We start from the raw sequence: 20,197 nt of genomic DNA, 5'->3' as shown, positions 1-20,197 counted from the left end.
CTGGTTGTGCCGCTCGCCGGTCGTGGGGCCCGCCGCACACGGCGCGGCACCCACGACCTGGCTTCCGCTGATGCACGGACTCACTCAAGTGTGCGCTAGTCGCCGGTCCAGTCGGCGGGTAGCTCGAGGGTCCAGACTTCGCTGTTCAGCTTGTCCGCGTAGCCGCCGTAGAGCCAGAGCTTGTCCTGGAAGACCACCACGGAGTGCTCGTGGCGGTTCTTCCAGATGGCGCTGGACTTCAGCTCGGTCCAGTTCCGGCCGTCCTTCGAGTACCACACGTCCCCGAAGTTGCCGTTGTCCCGCGACCAGCCGCCGAGGACCCACATGCAGCCCCGGTAGACGACCAGGGAGAACCACTGGCGCGGCTGCCAGGGGGCGGCGGGGGTCACCTCGGTCCAGTTCACGCCGTCCTCGGAGCACCAGACATCATTGCGGACCACGGTCTCGGGGCACCAGCGGCCGCCGCCCATGATCCACAGCTTGTTGTCGAAGACGACGGTCTGGGCATTGGTGCGCTTGGGCCAGGCGGCCCCGGCGGTCTCGAGCGTCCAGTCCTTCCCATCGGTGGAGGACCAAACATCGTTCTTGAGCGTGAGGTCGGTGTCCTCGTAGAAGTTCTCGGTGCCGCCATAGACCCACATGCGGTCCTTGAACACGGCGAAACAGGGAGCCACGCGCGGGCACCAGCCGGCATGCTCGGCCTCCAGCGTCCACTGCGCGCCGTCGGGCGAGGACCAGACCTCGTTGCTGTTCTCCTTGCCGGGGAGCTTGCGCCCGCCCATGAACCACATCTTGCCCCGGTAGATCAGGGCCACGGAGAGGTCGCTGAACCGCCACGGCGCCTCCTCCACGGTGCGGGTCCACTGGCGGCCGTCCGGCGACTTCCACACATCGCGCAGGTTGGGCTGATCCGAGGCGACCCAGCCGCCGAGGATCCACAGTTGGTTGTCGAAGACGAACTCGCCCTGTGAATCGCGCGCCCGCCAGTCCGCCTGGGGGTTGACCAGCACCCAGTCCGGGCCCTGTCTGGCTTCACTCATGGTTCCTGTCACTCCTGTCAGTATCAGTCCGAGCAGTACGGGTAGGCGCCGCATCTGTCTGCCTCCAGTGGGTGGCACACCGCGACGACTGCGGCTCTGGAGAGCCGCGCTCCAACGGCGCGCGGTGGCAGGTCGCACCGCCACACGCGTCAAGCAACTCCGGCGGCGGGGCCCGTCGCACGGAGGTCGCGTCGCGACCTCACCGCGACACCCGCCGCCTACTAGTTCACCCACCCCACCTGCGTCACGAGTTGCCACAGCGCCGCGTTGTGCAGGGCCACCTGCGTCGCGAAGCGCGGCGTGGTGCTCGCGGGGAAGGTGGCCAGTGTCGCGTCGCCAACGAGGAAGACGTTGAAGTCCTGGCACAGGTTGTCGTAGCCGCAGGTGGTGGCCTTCACGCACATGTCCGTGGCGTAGCCCAGCAGCAGCACGTGTCGCACGCCCCGGCTCTGCAGGTGATCCCGCACCTGCTCATAGCCCTCGGCGTCGTAGAACACCAGGTCTGTGGGGCGGCGGTCCAGGGCGGCGTGCACCGGCATGGGCAGCTCCCAGAAGCCCTCACCGTTGCAGCCGCGATGGGCGTCGGTGGAGGGCGTCTGCAGCATGTAGCTGCGCGCCGGGTGGGCGGGGTCCAACTCGATCTCGGTCGCCAGGGGCTGGCCGGTGAACGGTTGCGCCGCGAGCAGCTCCGCCAGTTGCCTCTCCCCCGCCTCGGGGTCGAGTGCCTCTGGTGGCGTGTTGATGGAGGCGTAGAGCAGCTTGCGGAGGTCGTCCTCCGTCCGCGGCATCGAGTAGCCGACCAGCGCCACGCGGTCCCGCAGCCGCCCGAGGAAGGGGTTGATGACCTGCTCGATATGCGGCCGGACGAGCAGGTTCTTTCTGCGGGTGCAAAAGAACGCGCAGCCCGCGGGCTCCGGCGTGGGCAGGCCATGGCCATCGTCAATCCCCCACGGGTGGACCATGAGGACCGCGGTGGCTTTGGCCTCCAGCCGGTTCTCCATCTCCACGATCCCGCGGACGTTGTACCAGTAGCGCCAGGCGCGGACGGTCAGGTCGGCGTGGGGCTCGTTCACCACCGGCGGGGCGAGGTAGCGGTCGTCGCAGCGCAGGGGTTCCACGAACTCGGGGAAGTCCGCCAGCAGGGGCGGAGGGTCCGTGAGCTTCTGCAGGCGGTTGTGGTAGATCACGCGCATCGTCTCCCGGGCAGTGGCCCTGGCGGGCCTCAGGCCTCGCCGGTCACCGGCAGGCCCAGCAGGCGGACAGCGTTGCGCCACTCGATCTTCTGAAGGGCGCTCGCGGACAGCTTCCGGCCCTCGCGCAGGTCGCGGACGAACTGCACGTTGGGGTAGATGCCATTGACGTCGCGGCGCGCGCAGGAGTCCGTGCCGAACATGAGCTGGTCCTGGAACTCGTCGAGAAACTCCAGGCCGACGCCCGGGTCACGGGTGAGGGCATTGTGGCCGCTGCCGGCCGAGATGTCCGCCCACAGGTTGGCGTACTGCCGCATCAGCCGCGGCACGGCTCCACCGGGCGCGACGGGGCCCTTGGGGTAGCCGGACCGGTTGTCGGCGGGGACTTCGCCGGAGATCTCGGCCCAGAAGGTCGGGCCGTGGCCGATGAAGACTGTCTCGGGGCAGTGCTGCAGGGCGCGCTGCAGCCGGGGCAGCCCGAACTCGTCGCGCAGGCCGTAGCCGTCCGGGCGGTCCTGCATGTCGAAGAGCACCGGCAGCCCGAACCGGCCCGCCTGGCGGTACAGGTTCAGGCAGCGGGGGTCATCGAAGTCGAGCTTGGGCAGGAGCTCGCCGAGGCCCCTGCAGCCACGGGCGGTGTATTCCTCGAGCAGGTGGGTGAAGTCCATGTCGGCGCGGTTGCCGTAGCGCGGGTCAATCAGACAGAAGGGCGTGAGCCGGTCGGGGTACTGGGCGCAGACGCCGATGACGTCCTCGGTGTCACTCTCCAGGTAGGCTCCCTCAGGGTGCTCGCTGAGCGCCAGGACGCACGTCCGGTCAAGGCCCCAGGCATCCATCTTGGCGATCAAGTTCGTGACATCAACGAACTCCCGCCGGTCTGGCAGGACGCGACCAATGTGACCGTGGACGTCAATGAGCATGTGCGCGTTCCCCTGTCTGTGGGCGGCCCGGTGCGGGCCGGGATGATCTGTGGAGGGGACCTGCCTCCAGTAGGGCAGGCGGCTCGCCTGCCCGCGCGGGCGAGCCGCCCGCGCTACGGCAATATGGCAAGGGACTTGCGGCACACGACATCAGGCGCGGCTGTAGACGCCATGGGTCCAGGCGGTCTCGTACATCGCCAGCACGTTCTCGGTCGGCGTGTTGTCCTGGATCTGGTGGGTCGGGGCCAGGCAGTAGCCGCCACCCGGCATCATGATGTCGAGCGTCTCGCGCACGCAGGCGACCACATCCTCCCGCGTGCCGTAGGCGAGCGGCCCGGCCGTTGAGATGGCGCCGTGGAAGGCCAGGCGGTCGCCGAAGGTGCGCTTGAGGTACGCCGGCTCCATGTTGGTGGCCTCGGGCTGGAGCGTGTCCACCACGTGAATGCCCATGGCGATGAAGTCCTCGAAGGCCCAACTGCTGGAGCCGCAGCAGTGCATCATCACGTACGCGCCGTGCGCCCGGGCCAGATCGCAGAAGGGCTGGTAGCGCGGCCGGATATGCTTGCGGAAGACGGCGGGGCTGATGATGGGGGCGATCTGGGTGCCGAGGTCCTCGCCGAGCCAGATGAAGTCCGCCCGGCCCCGCGCGGCCTCCAGCATGCGGGCGGTCACCTCGAGCTGGATGGCCAGGCGACGGTCGGCGAGCAGCAGCCCTGCCGGGTCGTCGGTCACCAGGTCCACCAGCGTCTGCTCCATGCCCCGCAGCATCCCGTTGCCGTTGATGATGTCGCCATAGCCCGCCGAGCCGTTGAGGGCATACGGGTCGTGACGGCGGCACTGGTCGGCGAGGCCGGAGAGATCGAAGTCGTCGGGGGAGGGTAGCGGCCAGTCGGCGACCTGCTCGACGGTGGCCTCGCGCAGCGGGAAGTCGCAGTAGTCCCAGTAGCCGCCGCTGGGGTGCTCGATGTAGCGGCGGTGGATGCCCCAGTTGTCCACGCTGCGGCCGGGGAGCTGCTCGTGCAGCGGCGGCCCGACGTACGGCGCGGACAGGGAGCGGAAGTCCACCCGCAGGGCCTGCAGGAGCCCCTGGTGGTCTCCCGCGGCCAGGCCGAAGTGCTCCTGCAGCCGGGCGGTGATGCCCGGATTGCCCAGGTAGTTGACCGGCACCCGGTCCGGCTCAGACCGGGCAAAGGCTGCCCGCACGCGCTCTCGTGAGGTCATCATGGGCCTCGGTGTGCGAAGGGTTACCCGACGATGCGCCGGAGTTCGCCGACGAAGTCGGTGTCGAGACGCTCGCGGAAGGTATCCCAGTCCGCCGCGTGCCCATACAGGGCCATGGCGGCGATCTTCTTGGTGATGATCGCGTCGCGGTAGGCGTGCAGCTCGGGCCGGTTGAGGACCTGCCACACGCGCGCCATGCCCAGGTGCTCCATCAACACCTCGGGCACATAGGCGGCGATCACGCTGCGGACCAGGTCGCGGTCCGCCATGATGTCATCCAGGCGCGTGTAGAGGTGCTGCTGCAACTCCAGCAGCGCCTCGCTGGTGCGCACGGACAGCTCGTAGAGGGGCGCGCCGGTGCGCTCGTGCAGGGCGAGCAGCACGCGGGTCTCGGCGGCCGCGTTGGCGGCGATGAGGTCGAGCACCGAGCGAATCAGGCCCGAGCGGGTGTGCGCGTCCTGCACCAGGAAGCGCTCGTAGCTGTCGCCCAGCAGGATGGCGCTGAGCACCTCGGCGATGGCGCTGCTGGTCACGCCGCCCTTGTTGGCCGTGGAGTCCTTGATGTGCAGGATGCACGTCTGGCGGGCGATGTGTTCGCGGGAGGTGTCATCGAAGAAGACGTTGGCGCCCTCGACGATGACGCGCAGCTCGCGGAACAGGTCCATGAACTGGGCGACGTTCTCGCCGTTGATGGTGTCCTTGAAGCCCCCGCACGGCACGAAGGTGGTGATGTTGGCCGCGGCGATGTACGGGCGGACATCCGGGTTGAACAGGAAGTTGCGGTGGAAGAAGGCGCCGTCGGGCACCACGACGCCATCCGGAAGGCGCACGGACCCGGGCTGGCGGGGGACCTTGAAGCCCCGCGGCCCCAGCTTCTCGACCGGGTAGGCCATGCTGTCAAGCCGGGGCTCGGTGTGGCGGGCGAGGGCGATGGTCATGAGCGCCTCGCGGTCCAGCCCGTCGGGGTCGAACAGCACCGAGCCACCGTCCACGACCAGGCAGATGCGGCCCTTGAAGGACTGGATCTGGTTGGCGCCCAAGTCGCCATCGGGGCCGCCGGTCATCATCAGGTTCGTCTCGGCCTCCGGCATGCCGGCATGGGCCAGGACCGTGCGCAGCGTGGCCATCACGCCCATGGTGGTCATGCCGCTGGTGTCAATGTGGGGCCCGATCTTGCGGTAGATGCGGGCGGCGTCGGTTGTGACCAGCACCGGCACGCCCTCGATCTGCAGCTCGGTGCCCTCGTCCCCGCGCGGGATCAGCCCGAAGACGCGGCGGTCAGCGGTGAGCCCGTAGGCGTCGTGCGGGATGCCGAAGCTCTTGCCGGTGGTGGCGGTGCGCCAGTACTTGTCGCCGCGCTCGCGGGCACGGTAGGCGACGGCGTCCATGAAGCCGGCGGTGCCCTCGTCGGGGCCGAAGTAGAGCCGCTCGGGGCGGCCCAGGTAGTCCACGACCTCGGGGCAGGGCTGCGTCAGGTCCATGACACCCTCGGAGAGGTCGAGCACGGCCCGCAGACCCTCGCGGGCAAACTCCTGGTGGGGAACCACGACGCCCTTGGCGCCGCTCTCGGCGATGTCCTTGTGCTTGAGGCGCTGGGCGACGGGCCCCAGGGCGTAGTTGAGCAGCGGCATCCGGTCCAGCTCGTCATCGTAGTTGCCGGCGGTCACGCGGATGAGACGCACGCCACCGCGGGCGACGTCCTCGGCGCGCATGTGAGTGGCCGTGGCGTAGAACCCCAGCACGAAGAAGATGCCGTAAAGCGGACCGTGGAAGACGAGCGGGTCGAGCAGGCTGGCGTCGAGCCGGAGGGCATGGGAGCGCTTCTGCACCTTGTAGAAGTTCGTCTTCTGGACATGGGTGACGATCCGGGTCATGAAGCTGAAGATGTCGTAGCCGGTGCGGTTGTCCACGAAGGCGATGGCGGCCTGGCGCCTGAACTCCGCGGTCTCGCGCTCGAGCCTAGCGGCGCTGGGGTGGGTTTTGCGGGCGGGGTTGAACTTCTGGTCGAACAGCCGGTAGAGCCACTTGACCAGGTCGGGGCTGGAGCTGACGGTATCGAGGATCCAGCGGCGCGTGTACTCCGAGCGGCTGGAATCGAAGACGCGGCGGGCGAAGGCGTCGCGCAGCTCCTTGCGCGCCAGGCCGTGCATGATGTCCAGGTCAATCTGCAGGTCCTTGTGAATGAAGCTGTGAACGAAGGCCCAGGCGACCGTGGCGAAGATGTACTCCTCGAAGTTGAGCTGGCCGGTCACGTACATGGGGTCCAGCTCGCCCGAGTGGGTGGATAGCAGCGCGTGGATGTTGGCGACCGCCCGGTCCACCGCAGCCGGCGGGCAGTTGTCCGCCACGTACATCGAGCAGATGGACTCGAGGCGGCCGGTGCTGCCCCGGAAGGTCTCCCAATACGCCCGGCGCAGGACCAGGCCCAGGTCGGCGAACATGCGGCGGAGGACCGGCAGGATCGAGTGGCTGAAGTCGTCCGCGAACATGATGCGGGTCTCGTGGGTGCTGTCCGAGGGCGAGACCTCGACCAGAGGCACGGTCTGCTTCACCCAGCGTCGGTAGAAGTCCAGATACCGCTTGCGGGTGCTGGCCGGGCTCGTGGGGTCGGCGGCGAAGGCGAACAGCTCCTCGGGCCGGGCCCCGTGGCGCGGGGGGGGCGGTGTCTGCGGGTGAATGATGTAGGTGTAGTAGAGGCTCTCGGGGCTGAAGTAGTACTCCACCCGGTTGCCGTTCATGACCGAGTCGAGCACCGCCTCCATGCGGTCGCGGTTCTCGGGGGTGGCGATGCGCGCCTGCACGCCACCGTCAATGTCGAAGCGGGCCTCGGACACTTCCCCGCGCAGCACCACTTCGTCGTCGTCGCGCACCTGAATGTTCGTGGCGACGGCGCGCAGCACGCGCTTGAGGCCGTCGCGGGAGATGTTGCGGAAGAAGTACTCGGCCAGGCCCAGTTGCGTGAGCAGCACACCGGCGGCAGCGTTGACACAGCGGGCGGTCAGCAGGCCCTCGCTCGCCAACTCGATGACCGTCTCGTAGAGCATCCGGGGATCCAGGCCCATTCCCTCGGCACGCTCGATGACCGATCCCGTGCGACAGGTTCCTCGCTCGAACTTCATGCAAAACGCCTCCAGTACGTCTCGGCTCGTCTCGTCTGGGGTCGGCCGTACAGCGCGGCGGCCGGGTGGCCGACCATGTCGCATTGAGGTTCGCCGCGGTCGCCGCATCCGCCTTCCTCACGGGGGCCCTGCGGGCAGGAGAACCCACCCCGGTATCGGAACCCTACGCGCGTCAGTGTAGCTTGACGCAAGCATTCACGAAGGTCCGGGGCAGGCAGGTCCGCGCCCGACGGACGCTGGAGGAAACGAACGATGCGCATCGCGCAACTGCTGGTGGCCCTGGCGGCCCCGATCGTGGCCGCCGCGCAGGTCAACCTGATCCCGTACGGCGACTGCGAGTACCTCGCCGGCGGCACGGCGGCACTGCCGGTGTGGAACCGGATGGGCGAGCCGGTGGGCTGCGACCAGTGGCGCGTGTGCACTGACCAGCCGGCAGGCGGCCAGGTGTGCGTCACCACCGAGAGCGCCCAGGAGTTCGTGTTGGGGGCCGAGAGCCGTGGCGGGAAGCTGGTTGCGGTCGCGAAGGTGCGCGCCGCGAAGGCCGACACGCCGGTCGTGTTGCGGGTCGCGAGCTATGACCGCTGGGTCCGCAAGGACGTGACGCAGCCCTTTAAGGCGGGGACGCAGTGGCAGGAGGTGCGGCTGGAGGTCAAGGAGGTCATCTCCGGCCCGTGCGAGATCGGCCTGCGCGCCGAGCAGGCCGGGGGAGCGATCTTCGTGGACGACCTGGCGCTGTTGGCGGAGACCGGCCCGGCCAACCCGATGGCCGAGGAGCAGCGCATCGAGCCGCCGGCGCTGGACCTGCTGAAGCTGCAGGAGTACCGGGGGCCGGGCAAGAGCCGGAGCGGGAAGGTACCGCTGACCATCAACGCGCCGGAGAACATGGGCCTGGGCGCGCTGTCAGCCGGCATCCCGTTCCCCAAAGGCGTGCTGTTCTCGCGCGATGACGTGCGCGTGACGGCCGGTGGGCAGCCCCTCGCCTGCCAGGCCGATGTGCTGGCCCGCTGGCATGGCGACAGCTCGATCATGGCGCTGCTTGTGAACCTGCCGGGCCCGTTCCCCGAGGGGGACAAGCCGCTCGCGCTGGAGTACGGCCCGGGCGTGCGGAGCGCCCGCGTGCCCTCCCCTGCCACACCGCCCACCCTCGCCCGGACCGCGGACGGCTATGCCGTGAATGCCGCGCGGCCGGAGGGCTTCCGCCTTAGCACCTCGGCCCCGGGCCCGGTAGAAGTGCGCGCCGGAGGTGTGGTGCGCGGCAGCCTGCGCCCCGTCCTCATCGGCCTGGACGGCAAGCCGCTGCCGCAGGTGGGGCCCTCGACCGTCGCGATCGAGCGGACGGGGCCGGTGTATGCCACCTTCGTCATCCGCTCGCAGTTCGGCGCGGCCAATCAGCCGCAGTTCGCCTCCGACCTGCGCGTGCAGGTCTTCGGCGAGGGTCTCATGCTCTGCCAGCAGAGCCTGGCCAACATCTCCCGCGAGCCGTGGCTGACCATACGAGCCGCCGGGGTGCGGCTGGACCGGCCGCTGCAGAGCCGCGCACCCGTCAACCGCGTCGCATGGCGGCGGGAGGGCAAGCTGGGGGCCAGTGACACCGGCGGTGGGACCGAGACCGTGCTGGAGAAGCCGGAGGAGGCGGGCTGCCTGGCCGATGGCCAGCTCTCGGTGTCGGTGCGCGACTTCCTGGAGAACTACCCCTGCGGCCTGCAGAACGGCCCGGAGGGGTTGACGGTGTGGACCTACTCCCCCCTCGCGCCGCCAGTCGTGTGGACGCAGGGCGTGGGCAAGACAATGGAGTTCGCCCTGGCGACGGGCCTCGATGTGCCGCTGCCCACGTACAGCACCCGCCGGATGCCGCTGCTGCAGGCCACCGCCGACTGGTACTGCGACTCGGGCGTGTTCGGTTTCCTGCTGCCGCCGGATGAGAAGACCTTCCCGATCTTCGAGAAGCGGCTGGGCAGCCTGTCCACGCTGGGCAACTTCGCGTGGGTCCAGAAGGACGCGCGGGGGCTGTACGGCTGCTTCAACCATGGCGACATCCCCGGCGACGGCGGGTGGGGCAACCTGGAGACCATGGGCGACCATGAGTTGCTGCTGCATACCTTCCGCACGCTGTCGCGCGAGCACTTCGACGGCGCGCGCCTGGCCGCCGAGCACTACCGGGATGTGGACATCCACCACGGGCTGGGCTTCTGCCATACCCACTGCTCCAACCACACCGAGAGCGAGGAGGGGTGGTCGCACGCGTGGATCCAGGGGCTGGCGGACATCTACTTCCTGACCGGTGACGGGCGCTGCCTGGATGTGCTCAATGAGGTGGGGACGCGGCTGCTGTCCAAGGAGTACGGCTTCACGACGGGACGCGACTGGACGCGGCCCATCGAGAACCTCGTGGACATCTACAACGCCACCGGCGACAAGCGCTACCTGGACTGCGTGATGGGGCACATCAAGGTGCTGCGGGAGCGGCAGGAGCCGGACAAAAGCATCTGCGGGGCCGAGAAGGGCTCGTGGTATGAGGACCGCTACACCTGCGGCAGCGCCTTCACGTGGTATGGCTGCCTGGCGATGGCGCGGTTGCATCAGAACGTCGGCGACGACTTCCTCAAGGACACGTTCCTGCGCGAGCTGGACCTGTCGCTGGATGTGAAGACCAAGGGCCGGCGCTGCCTGGCGTTCTACCCGGACGAGGACGTCAGTGAAATGAAGCGCGCCGAGGAGATCGGCATCTTCGCGCTCGGGCGCGGGTCGGTGGTCTTCCAGCCGATCGGCTATGCCTACCGCCTCACCCATGACCGGAAGTACCTCGATGTCGGCATGAAAGTGCTGGCCTTCTGCCTGATGAACCAGCGCGGGGGCTCGGACGCCTCGGCGACCTCGTTCATGACGCCCTTCTTGCGCGAGGTGCGCGAGGCCGGCATGGGCGCCAAGGAGGAGGCCGCGGCCTTCGCCGCGGCGCGGGACTTCGCCTGGGAGCAGCACCCCAAGACGCTGGTCAACGGCGACCTGGAGCTGGGCAACTTCCGCAACTGGGACATCAAAAAGGTGCCCGGACAGACGTTCTTCTACGACAAGCTCGTGAACGTCGGCTGGTATCTCGACGACCAGGTGAAGCACGGGGGGAAGCTGTCGCTGCGGGCGCACTCGGACAACTTCAGCCGGTTCATGAGCGCGAGCTGCAGGATGGCGCTGCCGGCGGGGCGACGCTTCCGGGCGAGCATCTGGGTCAAGCCCGCGCCGGGGATGAACCCGGCCGCCTCGATTACGACCTACGAGTATGACGTGGACGCCAAGCAGGGGATCGCGCTGGCGGCGACGGGCAAGACGGAGAACGGCTGGGAGGAGCGCGCGGCCGAGTTCATGACGCTCAACCGCGCCGTGGCGGTCATCGGTGTGTCCCAGCGCAACGGCACCGGGGACGTGTGGTTCGATGATGCCACCGTGCAGGAGGTGGGGCCGCTGTACCGTCTGCTGACCGACAACGGGCTGGGTCGCGTGCAGGACCCGCGCCGCGAGGCCCTGATGGTCAAGGCCGGCGGCACCTATGAGGGCAACCCGAAGATTGACGGCGGCGACGCCAAGGACACAGGCCCGATCCCCTTCTCGCGCGGCTCCCTGACCGACGGCGAGCGGGGGCTGAAGTACCAGAATGTCGAGCGGGCGACGTACTCGTACTGGCAGCAGGCGGCCGCCGATCTGACCGTCACCTTCCCCCAGGCCCACAACGTCCGCCAGGTCAGCTTGTTCGTCCACATGGGTGAGTCGCACGGGACCGAGAAGGTGCAACTGCTGGACGGGAAGACGCAGCAGGTGCTGGGGGAGGTCAAGCCGATGAATGCGGCGTGGTACCACTTTGACGGCCTGACGGTGAACACCGACCGGCTGGTCCTGCGCTTCACGCGCAAGGTGGGCTGCAGCTACATCACCGTCAGCGAGGTGGAGGTGTGGGGGGAGTAGCCCGAGCGGCGGGGTCCCTGTCCGTCTTCGCGCTGCGCGCGACGCCGGACACCCCGCCCTGGCTCTCTGCCAGCAGTGGCACAGCAGGCGTTCCCCGACTCTCTGGCGAAATCATATCCAACACGTGCATAAATGACCAACTGGTGATCCGCCATGCGCGCCATCGTGCTGGGGGTGCTCGTCGGCAGTGCCGTCGTGTTCGCCTTCTGCATGTTCCTGGCGATACGGCCTGTGCCGTGACGACGCCCCGGGTTGCGCCTGAAGCCGACACTCCATCCTGACGGACGGGAGGGGAAAGGCCATGGGTACGTCCAGACCGGCTGCCGGGGGTGTGTGCTGGCGCTGGCGGGGGCTCATCGCGGCAGTGGCGGTCGTCCTGGCGGCCGCCGCGTTTGCCCTGGTCAGGCGGGATGCGTTCGCCAGCCTGCTCATACTGATCGCGATCAGCGGAGGCCCGGTGCTCACCTCGCCGCTGTGGCTGACAGGCGGTTGGTTGGTGGGCCACTGGTGGCGCGGGGGGCCCGGGCGGCGGCGGCGCCGCTGGTGGCTGCCAGCGCTGGGTGTGCTGCTCATCCTGCCGGCCGTGGGCGTAGTGTCGCTGCTGTCGTTTCACTCCGTCCGGCTCGCCGGGCATCAGGACCTGCTCAACGGCCAGGACCGCTACGTGGTCCTGATCATCGCCGACGGGGGCAGCTTCGACCGGGCGGTCGAGCTGTTCATGAAGTCGGCCCGCGATCCGGCCCATTACCGCGAGCAGATCAACGGCGCCTTCCCCAACATCAGCCAGCACTTCCTGCGCGAAGGCGCTTACACCCTCAACGGCACCTGCATCTGGCCCTCCTCGAGCGTGCCCGCCCATACCAGCATCATGACCGGCTGCTATCCCGGCAAGCACGGCATACTGGGCCAGCGCTACTACGAGCGGGCGCTGCGCCACCACGTATCGTACATCGGGCTCGGCATCACCCAGCACAACAACCAGCTCCTGCCGACGGCGAAGACCCTCTTTGAGTACTTTCCCCGGGCGCGGAGCACCGCCGTCGTGCAGGTTGCCAACCGCGGCTGCACCGTGTACTTCCCCGGCCCACCGGACGACAACACGGCCTTTGCGGAGTGGCGTTGGGTCGTGTCGTGCCTCAACGGCCTGGGGAAGCGTACCGGGCGGCCGGGCGTCCCGCGGGTGCAGGTGGTCACCCTCGCCAGCATAGACCACGCCTCGCATGTCACCTACCTGGGATCCGAGGAGATCGTGGAGACGTACAAGAATGTGGACCGTCTCGTCGGCCTGATGATTGACTTCATGGGCGAGCGCGGACTGCTCGACAAGACGACCTTCGTCCTGTGCGCGGATCACGGCATCGCCCCGGTGAGCAAGCACCTGACGATTGACCACGTGCTCGAGGACCTGCGGTTCTACCCGTACCGGGCTTTCCGCTACACCATGGCCACGGTGTGGGGCTCGTTCGAGTCGAACTTCTGGAAGGGGACACGCCGGAAGTTCGACCACCGCTACGACTGTCTCGCGCTGTGGGGCGGCAACTCCGACGCGCTCCTGTACATCAAGGGGCAGGAGCGTGATGCGCAGGGGAAGGCTGTGCGCAGCACCTGGGACATCAAGCCGACGCTGGCGAGTCTGGAGGCGTACAACATCAAGGGCGAGGAGGCCAACCTGATCGAGCGCATCCTGGACTACTCGCCGGGAGTGGGCTTTGTGGTGGCGCACCCGGCCCCGGACGAGGTCCTGATCTGCTCGAGGGAGGGGCGGGCGCGGGCGCTGCGGCGGCCCCTGCAGGGCAATGAAGCGGCCTACCGCTATGACATCGTGCGCGGGCAGGACCCGCTGGGCTATGCCGCTGTCCCGGCCCTGAAGCCCTATGTCAACACTGGCCGGTGGCTGAGCGACACGCGCTGGCTGGACTTGACGTGCACGCTACGCTACCCGGACGTGCTGCACCGCATGATGAACTCCTTCGGGGGAGAGCGCGACGGCGACCTGCACCTGGTCGCGGCGGAGGGGTGGGACTTCACGCCCGCCAACGTCTCTAGCAACGTCCTGACGGGCACGCACGGCGGCCTGGACCGGGCGCAGTCGGTCGTCCCGATCATGTTCTGGGGCAAGGGCATCAAGCGCGTCGAGCTGAAGACCGGGCGGACCGTGGACGTGGTGCCGACGATCCTCGCGTTGCTCGATGTCCCCTACGACCCGAGTACCGTCAGCGGGCGCCCGCTGGATGTGCTGGAGCCGTAAGGCTGGTCCGGCGGCTGGCGGCGGCGCCCCGTTAGCACGGGCAGGCGAGGCCGCCTGCCCTACGGGGTGCCACGGGTGTCCGCGCCGGGCGCTGCTTGTTTGCAGGGAGCGCTTGCTGCCGGCGCGAAAGGCGTGTGCGGCACGTCAACTCCCTGCAGGGGTGCACCATGTCCTGCCACCTCGCCGCCGCGACCAGCATCTCGCTAGCTCTCATCAGTCTCATGGCAGTCGCCCAGCCACAGCAACGCGTGGCCCTGACGCCCACGCCGCCGCTGCAGCTCGCGCTGGACAGCCCCGGAACGGTGATCGTCGCGCCACAGGCAGGGGAATACCCCGCGCTGGCCGCGCGGCTGGCTGAGGGTCTGGCCGCGGTGACCCAGCAGAAGCCGCGGATCGTCGCCGATACCACTGCCGTGGACGCCCTCGGCGCCGGGCCGGTGCTCGTCCTGGGTAACCTCATGGACAACCACCTTGCCCGCAGTCTGTACCTGCATGCCTACGACTTCACGGACTACTCCTGGCCCAGCCCCGGCGGACACGTGGTGCGCACCATCCGCGATCCACTCGGCACCGGCGCCCATGTGCTGATGCTCGGGGGCAGCGACCCCGCCGGTGTGGCGGCGGCGGTGGACGCCCTGCTCGCCCACGTGCGCGCCCGGGGGCCGAAGCTGGGCTACCTGAACCTGGTGCACCTCGGGAAGTGGGCCGCCGAGATCATCGGCTTCACGGGACGCTACCTGGGGGATGACGCCAAGACCTGGACGCGCGTGGGCGGGGCGGGAAGCTGGGACTACCAGCAGCAGATCGGCCGCGCCGGTGTCGGCTACCTGCGCACCGGCGATGAGCGCTATCTGCCCGTGTTCCAGCGCGAGCTGCGGTGCTGGTTCGACCACTATGTCCTCAACCTGCGGACCGACGCCCCGCCCCAGAGCCACGGCTTCCTGCACAGCATGTTGATGATCTGGGATCTGGTCCGCGACCACCCCTCGTTCACCGCCCAGGAGCGGCTGAAGCTCGACGAGGACTTCCTGGTCGTCTACCGCTCGGGCGAGGGGCCGGCGCGCATCAAGGGTGCGAGCCAGGTGCGGCGCATCCGCGACAACCACGGCACACGGACCGGGCTCGACGGCATGTACGGCGGGCGGTTCTTCCTGCGGCGGTTCGGGGGGAGCGACCCGGCGGTGGCGACGCAGGCGAAGGAGTGGCTGAGCATCGCCGACGCCTACTTCACCACCCAGATGGGCTCGGCCAAGCCGGTGGAAGACTCGTGGGGGCACCAGTGGGCGGCTTCGCTGTATGACACGCTGCTGTACGCGATGCTGGCTGACCGGACCGAGTACTTCACTGCGCAGGCCCTGCGCCAGGCGGCGGACCGAGCGCTGATCGCCCATGCGCGCGCCGGAGCGCCGCGCGGCTATCTGTCCGCGCTCGCCGTCGCCACCGGCGACACGGGATACCTGAGCGGCTTCACTGCCGGCGAGGGCTACGGCCAGCGGTGCGCGGGGATGAACGGCACGTGCAATGAGCTGCTGCGCGGGTTCTGCACGAATGACCCCGTCCGCGAGCGCCAGGACCTGTTGGGCGTGAAGGTGGCGCCGCTGGATCAGCTCTGGTATGGCACGATTGATGCGGCCGGCTTCAACCCCGGCGACCTGTTCACTGTCACGGTGCCGCGCGAGCAGGGCTTCGACAAGCTGTCCGTGCGCGAGGGCTGGGGCGGCAATGACTATTACCTGCTGCTGGACGGCATCTCCGGCGGCCACCACTCGTACGAGGACGGCAACTGCATCATCATGCTGCAGGAAGCCGGGGCGATGTGGAGCGCGCGCACCGGCCGCAGCCTCAGTGAGTCCGGCACGGTCAAGTCCAGCAACGGGGTCGCGATCGCGCTGGATGGCTCCGGCCCCGGGCGCCTCCACCGCTACGCGCGGCTGCTGTACAGCGGCGAGAGCGCGGGATACATGGCCGTCGGCACCGCCTTCGAGGGCGTGGGCGACGCCGACTGGCAGCGGCACATCATCCGCAAGCGCGGGCAGTGGACGCTGGTGGTGGACCGGGTGCTGGCCCGGCGCGAGGGCGAGGCGCTGGCAGAGCGGCACTGGTACCTGCGCGGCGAACTGACGCCCCGCGCCGATGGCCTGACCGCCGTGCAGTCCGTCGGGGCGCAGCGGCGGGCCCTGCACCTGCAGACCGCCGGCGTGCTGCCCGAGGGGATGAGCGGCACCACGGACCGCGTCGAGGCGGTGCGGGCGCCCGTGCGGCCTGGCCAGCCGCTGGAGTTCGCGACGCTGCTGCACGTGTCGCCGGAGACTCCCCTGCCGGCCGGAGCCTTGCAGGTCCGGGCCCTCGACCAGCCCTGCACCGGGGCCCCGGCCGCGCCCGCCGGCATCGGGCGGCTCACGGACCTGGGCATTGTCGTCTTGCGGGCGACGCAGCCGGGGAACTGGCTGGAGATGCCCTTCCGCCTGGCCCAGCCGGTGGCGGGGGAGGTCGCGGTGGACTTGCTCGGCTTCACCGACCGCGGGCCGGTCCGGGTGCTGCTGGATGGCAAGCAGATCGTGGCGCGATACGAGCACCGGGCGGCCGGCGTGGTGTCACAGCGGGTGTCGCTGGGGCGATACGAGTTGGCGGCGGGGGAGCACCGTCTGCGCCTGGAGGTCGTCGGCGATCCCCCGGCGGACGGCAAGTGCTACATCGGGCTGGGTGGGCTGCTGGTGACGCCGGGCACCGCGACGGCGCTCCCGGCGCCGGGACAGCCGGTCTACTCCCTGACCCGCACCGCCGCCGGCTGGCGCGTCGAGGGTCAGGGCCATACGGAAGTCATCACCGTGGGCGAGCAGGGGGCGGCCGGCTTCCCGGCGTGGCAAGTCGGGCAGCCCGCGGCAACACCGTCCGCGACGAGCTTGCAGGCGGCGCCGGTGGACCTGCAGGGCCTGCTGCCGCTGCACCCGCAGGTGGCTGCGGCGCCGCTGCCATGGCGCGCTCTGAAGCTGGCCGAGGCCCCGATCACAGCCGTGGTGCGCGCGGCGGACGGGCGCGTCGCCGCCGGGGATGCGAAGGGCGCGGTGGGCGTCTTCTCGGCCGACGGGAAGCGCGTGGCCTCGGCAGAGATGGAGAGCCAGGCGCTCGCGCTGCACTTCCTGGGTGAGGACCTGCTGGTGGGCGAGGACCGGGGGGCGCTGACGAGGCTGGGCCCGGATGGGGCCACGCGCTGGCAGGTCGTGATCCCCTACGAGCCGATGCCGTGGGACTACTGGAGCGAGTACCGCAGCCGGGTGCGCGAGATCACGTCGGCCGACCTCAATGGCGACGGGCAGGCGGAGATATTGCTCTCCAACTCCGACCGCCGCGTCCATGCTTTCACCGGCGACGGCAGACTGCTGTGGCGGGCTCCGGTCGAGTGGGGCATCTTCACGGGGATGACGCCGGGGAGCTTCGGCGGCAAGTTCGCCCTGTTCGGCGGCACCTCCCGGCCCTCGATCCATGGACGCTGCCTGATCTTCCCGGCCGACGGCGGCCGGCCGCAGGCCCTGACCCGGCCGGACCTCGTCTCCTGGTCGGTGCCGTCGCAGTTCCGCGACATGCGGTTGGTGGACCTGAACGGCGACGGCGTCACCGAGATCATCAACGCCGTGGACACCAACTGCCGGCAACTGGTCGTGTACCGCGAGGACGGGAAGGTGCTGTGGGACGCGGACATGGCCGGGGCCGCCGAGGCGCTGGCGGTGAAGGGCGACACGATCTACGGCGGGGGCAACTCGGGGTACGTGGCGGCCTTCGCCGGGGCGACCGGCAAGCGCCTCTGGGCCTGCTACCTGGGGGAGCCGGTCGTGCTGCTGGCCCTGACAGCCGAGGGGCGTCTGGCCGCCGTCACACCGGCCGGGAGGGTCTTCCTGGTGGGGCCTGGCGGCCAACTGGAGGGGCGCGTGGAACTGGGCAGCAGCGTCTCGGCGGTGATGCGTCCGGGCGACCACCGTGTCGGGGAGAAGCTGCTGGTCGGCACGAAGGACGGCCGCGTCATCGCGCAGTGAGGGCTGTGGCGGCTCGCTACAGGTCCCAGTCGGGGCGTAACTCCCGCGCGCGTTTGGCGACTTTGTCCCGCAGGGCCTTCGGCTTCTTGATGTTCCCCAGGATGCTCGGCCATGGCTGGCCGGGCCCGGCGTCGGCCGGGTCGCACGTCCAGTTGTCCTCCTCGTACGGCTTGAGCTCGGCGGCGCTGTGGAAGCTGGGCACGTCGAACGCCCTGTTGTCATTCAGCGCGCTCTTGTACGCGAGGATGCCCAGGCAGCTCATCTGCAGGCCGCGGTAGATGTCGAAATACGGCGGGACGCCGGTGCGGATGGCCTCGACGAACTCGTGGAGCATGAAGAAGTCGCCGCCGCCATGGCCGCTGCGCGCGGCGAGGTCGTGGAACTGGCGGAACTCCGGCCGGTAGGCCAGGTCGGCCGGCTCGCCGGGGCGCTTGTTCCAGGGCTCCTTGTGGATGAGCAACTGGCCGGCGTCGGTGCGCGAGTTCTCCATCTCCCCCTTGTGGCCGTAGATGCGGTACCAGTAGTGGTGCTTCTCCAGCGCCCCGAACAGGAGCTTGGCGTAGGCGCCGTTCTCCATCTGCACCATGATGATCGCCGCGAGGTCGTTGCGCTTGTAGGTCTGGCTGCAGGCTGGGGTCTGCGGGTCCCAGGGGATCACGAACCCGTTGACCTTCACCGGGCGCAGGCGCGTGATGTACATGATGGGACTCATGCTGTGAGTGCAGTAGTAGGTGGCGGGGATCCAGTTGCGCCAGTGGTCGAGCGTGGGTGAGAGGCTGATCTTCGTGTCGGCGGAGACCGGGTGGACGTACTCGCCCTCACCGTAGCGGAACTCGCCGATCTCGCCCTGCTGATACAGGTACGCCATCTCCTGGGCGAAGTTCATGTAGGCGTAGTTCTCGGCGTACATGTAGATCTTGCCGGTGGCCTCGACGGCGCGGACCAGGTCCACCGCCTCCCCCATGGTCTTGATGGCGATGGACTCGCTCTGTACGTGCTTGCCGGCCTGCAGGGCCTGGATGGCCGCCGGGGCGTGCTCGGTGCAGTAGTTGGCCAGCACGACCGCGTCCAGGTCGTGCTCCAGCATCCGGGCGTAGTCCGTGTAGCCGGTCACGCCGGGATGGGCGCGGAGGAAGTCCTGCAGCGGACGCTCGCGCTGATCGCAGATGGCCGCCAGCTCGACGCCCTCCATGGCCGCGGCTTGATCGGCAAAGGAACGACCGCGTCCGATGCCATAGACACCGACGCGGATGGTCTTGCGGTTACGTTTGGACATGGCGATACCCTCCTGGTGTCAGCCCGCCGGTGCGGACCGCGGGTCCTACTTCTTCACGCGCCTGGGCTTGAGGTCGCCGGTCTCGAGCATGGTCAGGTAGGCCGAGTCCTTCTGCTTGAGCGGCAGGTCTACGCGGCCGCGGCGGCGGCTGGACTCGTAGGTCGCGAAGATGACCTCGGTGGCCTGCAGGGCCTTGCGGGCGGCCAACTCAGGCTCGCGCCCGGTGAGCAGCGCGTCGGCCACATCGCACACGCCCGCCGCGACGGCCTCGCTACCGTGGAGGCGGCCGGCCACCTTCGGGGTCTTCCACTTGCTGTCGCCCTTGCCGCGCACCCACAGAGGCTGCTCGCCCTCGCGCAACTCGATCAGACCGTCGGTGCCCATCAGCCGCATGGTGCAGCCGATGTCGTTGTCCGTGCCCGTGTAGAGCATCCCGCGCACGCCGTTGGCGAACAGGACCTCGCAGAGGGCCTGGGTCTCCAGCGGCAGGCCGAAGACTTCGCGCCACTCGGTGGCCGAGATCTGGCCCAGCACCCAGACCGCCGGGGTCTCGTTGTTCAGGAAGAACATCATGTCCAGCCAGTGGGTGCCCCAGTCAATCATGTTGCTGCAAGCGCCCTCGATACGCTTCAGGTCGCCGATGGCGCCGGCCGCGGCCAGCTCCTTCGCCTGGCGGAAGGCGGGCAGGAAGCGGCGCTGGTGGCCGAAGGTGAGTTGGATGCCGGCCTTGTCACAGGCGGCGGCCATCTTCTGCGCCTCGCCCCACGTCGGGGCCATGGGCTTCTCGCAGTGGACCGCCCGCACGCCGGCGCGAACGCTGGCGAACACGGCGGGACCGTGCAGGTGCGGCCACAGGCAGATGCTGACGATGTCGGGCTGCTCGGCCTTCAGCATCTTGGCGTAGTCGGTGTAGATCGCGGCGTTCGGGGCGTGGGACTGTGCCCGGGCCTTCGCCTTGTCCTCGGCGATGTCGGCGACTGCCACGATCTCACATTGCGGGTGGTTGTTGTAGCCCATGGCGTGGCCGGCGGACATGCCGCCACAGCCGATCAGCGCACAGCGCAACTTCGGGGTGGCCATCTGCATTGCTCCCTTTCTGGTGCGTCGGTCTGCGTTCGGCCGTAGCCGCGTGGCACATCCGGGTTGGGCAAGTTCGTGTGATAGCCGAAGCAAGCTGGCGGGTGTCGCGTCGTGTGCG

General features: G+C 69.1%; 10 protein-coding genes. 3 read left to right on the top strand and 7 right to left on the bottom strand.

What is annotated here, in order from left to right; genetic code table 11:
• Positions 1–95: 95 nt before the first annotated feature.
• The 5 genes from LLH23_21955 to LLH23_21935 all read right to left on the bottom strand — a co-directional run bounded on the left by LLH23_21955 (position 96) and on the right by LLH23_21935 (position 7,490).
• Entirely contained in the window at positions 96–1,040 is a 945-nt protein-coding gene (locus LLH23_21955; GenBank protein MCE5241137.1) for a galactose oxidase, read from the bottom strand.
• Positions 1,041–1,261: 221 nt separating this feature from the next.
• Positions 1,262–2,227, bottom strand: a complete 966-nt coding sequence (locus LLH23_21950) for an isochorismatase family protein (protein MCE5241136.1) — start codon at positions 2,225–2,227, stop codon at positions 1,262–1,264.
• 35 nt (positions 2,228–2,262) lie between these two features.
• Complete coding sequence (locus LLH23_21945) at positions 2,263–3,150, bottom strand: amidohydrolase family protein (protein ID MCE5241135.1); 888 nt, start codon at positions 3,148–3,150, stop codon at positions 2,263–2,265.
• 150 nt (positions 3,151–3,300) lie between these two features.
• A complete protein-coding gene (locus tag LLH23_21940; GenBank protein ID MCE5241134.1) occupies positions 3,301–4,374 on the bottom strand; it encodes a hypothetical protein in 1,074 nt (357 codons plus the stop codon).
• A gap of 20 nt (positions 4,375–4,394) precedes the next feature.
• Entirely contained in the window at positions 4,395–7,490 is a 3,096-nt protein-coding gene (locus tag LLH23_21935; protein MCE5241133.1) for an NAD-glutamate dehydrogenase, read from the bottom strand.
• Positions 7,491–7,742: 252 nt separating this feature from the next.
• Between LLH23_21935 and LLH23_21930 the strand changes: the two genes are divergently transcribed.
• From LLH23_21930 to LLH23_21920, 3 genes are all read left to right on the top strand, one after another.
• On the top strand, positions 7,743–11,444 hold the full coding sequence (locus LLH23_21930; GenBank protein MCE5241132.1) for a hypothetical protein: 3,702 nt from the start codon (positions 7,743–7,745) through the stop codon (positions 11,442–11,444).
• Positions 11,445–11,745: 301 nt separating this feature from the next.
• A complete protein-coding gene (locus LLH23_21925; GenBank protein MCE5241131.1) occupies positions 11,746–13,692 on the top strand; it encodes an alkaline phosphatase family protein in 1,947 nt (648 codons plus the stop codon).
• A gap of 167 nt (positions 13,693–13,859) precedes the next feature.
• The gene (locus LLH23_21920) at positions 13,860–17,723 is read left to right on the top strand and encodes a PQQ-binding-like beta-propeller repeat protein (GenBank protein ID MCE5241130.1); all 3,864 of its coding nucleotides are present in this window, start codon (positions 13,860–13,862) and stop codon (positions 17,721–17,723) included.
• Between the two features lie 16 nt (positions 17,724–17,739).
• Here the strand turns inward: LLH23_21920 and LLH23_21915 are convergent, their stop codons facing one another.
• Positions 17,740–18,999, bottom strand: a complete 1,260-nt coding sequence (locus LLH23_21915) for a Gfo/Idh/MocA family oxidoreductase (protein ID MCE5241129.1) — start codon at positions 18,997–18,999, stop codon at positions 17,740–17,742.
• Positions 19,000–19,044: 45 nt separating this feature from the next.
• A complete protein-coding gene (locus tag LLH23_21910) occupies positions 19,045–20,079 on the bottom strand; it encodes a Gfo/Idh/MocA family oxidoreductase (GenBank protein MCE5241128.1) in 1,035 nt (344 codons plus the stop codon).
• Between the last annotated feature and the right edge of the window lie 118 nt (positions 20,080–20,197).

The organism is bacterium, from assembly GCA_021372615.1.
GTDB lineage: Bacteria > Armatimonadota > Zipacnadia > Zipacnadales > UBA11051 > JAJFUB01.
Note: the sequence above shows the minus strand (reverse complement) of the source record. Positions and strands in the feature narration are given on the sequence as shown.

Coding starts and splice junctions, on each gene's coding strand:
- LLH23_21935 (MCE5241133.1), bottom strand. CDS start 7,490: ATGAAGTTCGAGCGAGGAACCTGTCGCACGGGATCGGTCATCGAGCGT.
- LLH23_21930 (MCE5241132.1), top strand. CDS start 7,743: ATGCGCATCGCGCAACTGCTGGTGGCCCTGGCGGCCCCGATCGTGGCC.
- LLH23_21940 (MCE5241134.1), bottom strand. CDS start 4,374: ATGATGACCTCACGAGAGCGCGTGCGGGCAGCCTTTGCCCGGTCTGAG.
- LLH23_21910 (MCE5241128.1), bottom strand. CDS start 20,079: ATGGCCACCCCGAAGTTGCGCTGTGCGCTGATCGGCTGTGGCGGCATG.
- LLH23_21945 (MCE5241135.1), bottom strand. CDS start 3,150: ATGCTCATTGACGTCCACGGTCACATTGGTCGCGTCCTGCCAGACCGG.
- LLH23_21920 (MCE5241130.1), top strand. CDS start 13,860: ATGTCCTGCCACCTCGCCGCCGCGACCAGCATCTCGCTAGCTCTCATC.
- LLH23_21955 (MCE5241137.1), bottom strand. CDS start 1,040: ATGAGTGAAGCCAGACAGGGCCCGGACTGGGTGCTGGTCAACCCCCAG.
- LLH23_21925 (MCE5241131.1), top strand. CDS start 11,746: ATGGGTACGTCCAGACCGGCTGCCGGGGGTGTGTGCTGGCGCTGGCGG.
- LLH23_21915 (MCE5241129.1), bottom strand. CDS start 18,999: ATGTCCAAACGTAACCGCAAGACCATCCGCGTCGGTGTCTATGGCATC.